This window comes from Sulfurovum sp. (assembly GCF_041551015.1).
GTDB lineage: Bacteria > Campylobacterota > Campylobacteria > Campylobacterales > Sulfurovaceae > Sulfurovum.
This window is the reverse complement of record NZ_JBFENQ010000170.1, coordinates 1-3,432: the sequence shown is the minus strand read 5'-3', so window position 1 is coordinate 3,432 and position 3,432 is coordinate 1. Positions and strand designations below refer to the sequence as shown.

Here is a 3,432-nt window from a genome sequence, read left to right as displayed (position 1 = left end):
CTATAAGCATATAAAATCCAATGTATAATTTTTTAAAATTTTTTCTTAGGGTAGCAGAATGTAGATAAAAAAGGGATGATGTATATCAAGAAAGTAAGGACAAGGTATAACCTTGCCCTAAAAAAGAATTACTATTTTACTAACACAACCAGTTGTGTGAGCTTCCTGCTGAAGAAGGCTCAGTGTCAATGTAGTAAGATGAAGCTTTGCTTCATCACGTTCCATTAATGTAAATCTCTCCATTGTGACTTCTTCCATAAAAAGGCAAGAAGTGTAAAGAGGATGAAGAAACCAATAACAATCGGTCCAAGTGCTTCTCTTTTTTCTTTACTAGGGTCACCCACTTCAGTAAGGTATGCTTTTACTTTCTCATATCCTTCGTGATTAAGTCCAACTCTAGGCATAGATGTACCAGCCAACTGACTTTGTGGATTCTCTATAAATGTCTCCATAAAGTGCTCACCTCTTGCTCTAATAATCATAGAGAGATCAGGAGGTAGTTTACCCATGTATGCTTTTACAGTATCCTGTTCATCGATTACTTTGATCTTATGTGCAAGTGCATCTTTTTCATATTTAAATGCAGGTGTATCACCTAGTTGTGTCAATTTACCGTAACGTAGAGCATGACATCTTACACACGCTTCCATATATGCTTCTTTAGGCGTTACTTCTCCTGCTTTTTTCTCAAGCATATACGCTACCACATCAGCGATCTGCTGATTGTCACTCAACATAGCTTTAATAGAACCCATTGGATGCATCATTGTATCTGCATATTTATGATCAACATTTGATGCCATGGCAGGGTCTTTGATCAGTGCGATAAGATAGCTTTTATCATAAATAGCACCTGCATGGTCAAGATTAGGAGGAATTACACCGCCCATGTTCATGTTCGCACCATTGTGACAACCAAGACACATACCAAAACCAGCTTCACCAGCTACTGCGTCACCTTTAAGTGATGCAACTGTTTTTACATCTGACCAGAAAGCTTTTTTCTGAGCCACAAGTGCTGCATCACCTTTACGTTCAGCTTCAGCGATATCATCTGTACCGTCATAAGTAAATCCATCACTCTCTATCTTGATCTCAATACCTTGAGCATCTACTTTTTTGTGCATTTCATGGTGTGCATAAGGCTCTACCAAATAATATGTTAATAGTGAAAAGAATACAACAACTGCTAATATTTTTAACTCTCTCATGTTATGCTCCTTTCTCTATTTTTTTTTCGAACATTGTAATAATGAACAAGATCGGTCCAAGTGCTAGGAATATCCATGCTGAAACCAAACCTATGAATGCAAATGTAGGATCTGTCGGAGGTAATTTACCCATCGCTGTAAGTGCTATCATATCAATGATCAATACCCAGAACCATATTTGGAAAAGTCCTCTTTTATGTGCTGGTGCAACATTTGGACTTCTGTCTATAAATGGCAAGAAGAACAAGGCTGCCTGTGCAATACCAAATGCGATCAGACCGGCATCTTTTCCAAACGGACGTAAAATTTCATATGACCATAAAAAATACCACTCAGGATAGATATGTGCAGGGGTTTTAAGTCCATCTGCAGGGTCAAAGTTTACCGGGTCCATCGCAAAGTTAAAGTTATAGAATACCAAGTAAAAGAAGAGTATAAAATATACACCCATTACAAAGACATCTTTACTCAAGAATACTGGAGAGAAAGGAATTACTTTAGACTCTTTTTTCTTACCTTCTTTCCAAAGATCTGCAGCTTCTTTAAAGTCTATCTCTGTACCCTCTTGGTTGTTTACATGTGGGATTCTAAGTGTACCAAAGTGAAGTACGATAAGCCCAATGATCACCAATGGTATAAGAAATACGTGCAACATAAAGAAACGTGTTAGGAATGCATCACCTGGAACATAATCTCCACGTATCCACTCAACAAGTCCATATGCCTCAAGCGAACCACCAGAGAACAGGTTCGTAATCACCATACCGGCCCAATAACTCATCTGTCCCCAAGGAAGCATATATCCAGAGAATGCTTCTGCCGAGAATGCAACAAAAAGTGCCATCCCGGAAAGCCAGATTAGCTCTCTACCTTTTTTATATGAACCATAATAGATACCCGTGAACATATGAATATAAATGATAAGAAATACAATAGATGCACCCACACCGTGAATATGTCTCCATAACCAACCATACCCTACTTCACTCATGATCGTATAGTTTACAGAATCAAATGCTAAGTTTGTATCTGGCTTGTAATACATAAGTAAAAAGATACCAGAAACAACCAGTATTCCAAATGTTGCAGCAAGTACCATACCCATAGCCCAAAGAAAGTTAATATCTTTTGGAATCCAGTACTCAGTGTTCATCACTTTTTTAATGGTATTAACTGCTAAACGTTGATCCAACCACTCATTAAGACTATTTGCTTTTTCAAAATGTGCCATCGTCTCCCCTTATACCGTAATGCCAGCAGCTAGCATTTTTTTATACTCAGGACCTTCTTCACCAAGTACAAGCTTCGTTCCATCTATCTTAAATGGAGGGATTTCCAGTGGACTTGGAGGAGGACCAAATGATTCATGTCCACTTGCATCAAACTCTCCACCATGACAAGCACATAAGAATTTCTTATCTGTAGCTTTGTACGCAGGGATACATCCTAAGTGTGTACAAAGTCCGATAGAAACATGAAATCTATCTGAACCGATAACAATATCTCTCTCATCTGCTTTCATATCTGCTGATTTTTTTAAAACAAATATAGGCTTACCTCTCCATTTTTCAACATTAAGCACATTTGGTTGTGCTCCTGCCAAATCAATTGTAGTAAATCCCGCTGCTTTTACACTTGGCAATGGATCCCACGAACGCTTTGCAGCATAAAGTGCACCTATACCACCCACTGCAGCACAAGCTCCAAGGGCCATACCCATAAAGTCACGACGACTTTTTTCTTCATTTGCCATACTTCTTCCTTTAGATGTATATAATTATAATACGGTGTTATATTGTATACAATTTTAAATTAACTTACAATTAAAAATGAATAGGTATTCAATTACAATCTATTGTCTATCTTTGTTAGCTCATTTTTTGTTATAGTATTTCCATAAATAATATATTACCTATTTCTTTCCTTTTTGAGCCATTTTAATATGCACATGTATAATTTCCAAAGCTGCAGGTGTCACACCTGATATCTGTGACGCAGCAAATAGTGTAGGTGGTGTAGCAATTTCAAGCTTTTCTACTATCTCATTACTCAACCCTGAGATATGACTATAGGCAAAACCTTCCGGTATTTTTATTTTAAGCATATCATCCATCTGTAAAATCTGCTGTTGCTGTTTCTCAATATATCGGCTGTATTTTGCTTCTATAAGAATTTGTTCTATCACCTCATCATCATACTTGTCAAACTCAGGCAAGATCGT

At 37.4% G+C, this 3,432-nt stretch carries 4 protein-coding genes and 1 pseudogene; all 5 read right to left on the bottom strand.

The genetic code is table 11. The annotated features are described in order from the left end of the window. Positions 1 to 117 precede the first annotated feature (117 nt). Positions 118 to 243 carry a hypothetical protein gene (locus tag ABZC96_RS09230; RefSeq protein ID WP_373030640.1) on the bottom strand — a complete coding sequence of 42 codons (126 nt, stop codon included), beginning with the start codon at positions 241 to 243 and terminating at the stop codon, positions 118 to 120. Continuing rightward, positions 225 to 1,211 carry a c-type cytochrome gene (locus tag ABZC96_RS09225; RefSeq protein ID WP_373030638.1) on the bottom strand — a complete coding sequence of 329 codons (987 nt, stop codon included), beginning with the start codon at positions 1,209 to 1,211 and terminating at the stop codon, positions 225 to 227. Before ABZC96_RS09225 ends, ABZC96_RS09230 begins: the two co-directional genes overlap by 19 nt. A gap of 1 nt (position 1,212) precedes the next feature. Continuing rightward, positions 1,213 to 2,442 carry a cytochrome bc complex cytochrome b subunit gene (locus tag ABZC96_RS09220; protein WP_373030636.1) on the bottom strand — a complete coding sequence of 410 codons (1,230 nt, stop codon included), beginning with the start codon at positions 2,440 to 2,442 and terminating at the stop codon, positions 1,213 to 1,215. Between the two features lie 9 nt (positions 2,443 to 2,451). After that, a complete protein-coding gene (gene petA / locus ABZC96_RS09215; protein WP_373030634.1) occupies positions 2,452 to 2,964 on the bottom strand; it encodes a ubiquinol-cytochrome c reductase iron-sulfur subunit in 513 nt (170 codons plus the stop codon). A 159-nt stretch (positions 2,965 to 3,123) separates the two neighbouring features. Beyond that, positions 3,124 to 3,432: pseudogene (locus ABZC96_RS09210) on the bottom strand (tRNA uridine-5-carboxymethylaminomethyl(34) synthesis enzyme MnmG); the annotation flags it as partial.

Excerpts from the sequence above, each read along its gene's own strand:
- petA (WP_373030634.1), bottom strand. The coding sequence starts at position 2,964 with ATGGCAAATGAAGAAAAAAGTCGTCGTGACTTTATGGGTATGGCCCTT.
- ABZC96_RS09225 (WP_373030638.1), bottom strand. The coding sequence starts at position 1,211 with ATGAGAGAGTTAAAAATATTAGCAGTTGTTGTATTCTTTTCACTATTA.
- ABZC96_RS09220 (WP_373030636.1), bottom strand. The coding sequence starts at position 2,442 with ATGGCACATTTTGAAAAAGCAAATAGTCTTAATGAGTGGTTGGATCAA.
- ABZC96_RS09230 (WP_373030640.1), bottom strand. The coding sequence starts at position 243 with ATGGAGAGATTTACATTAATGGAACGTGATGAAGCAAAGCTTCATCTT.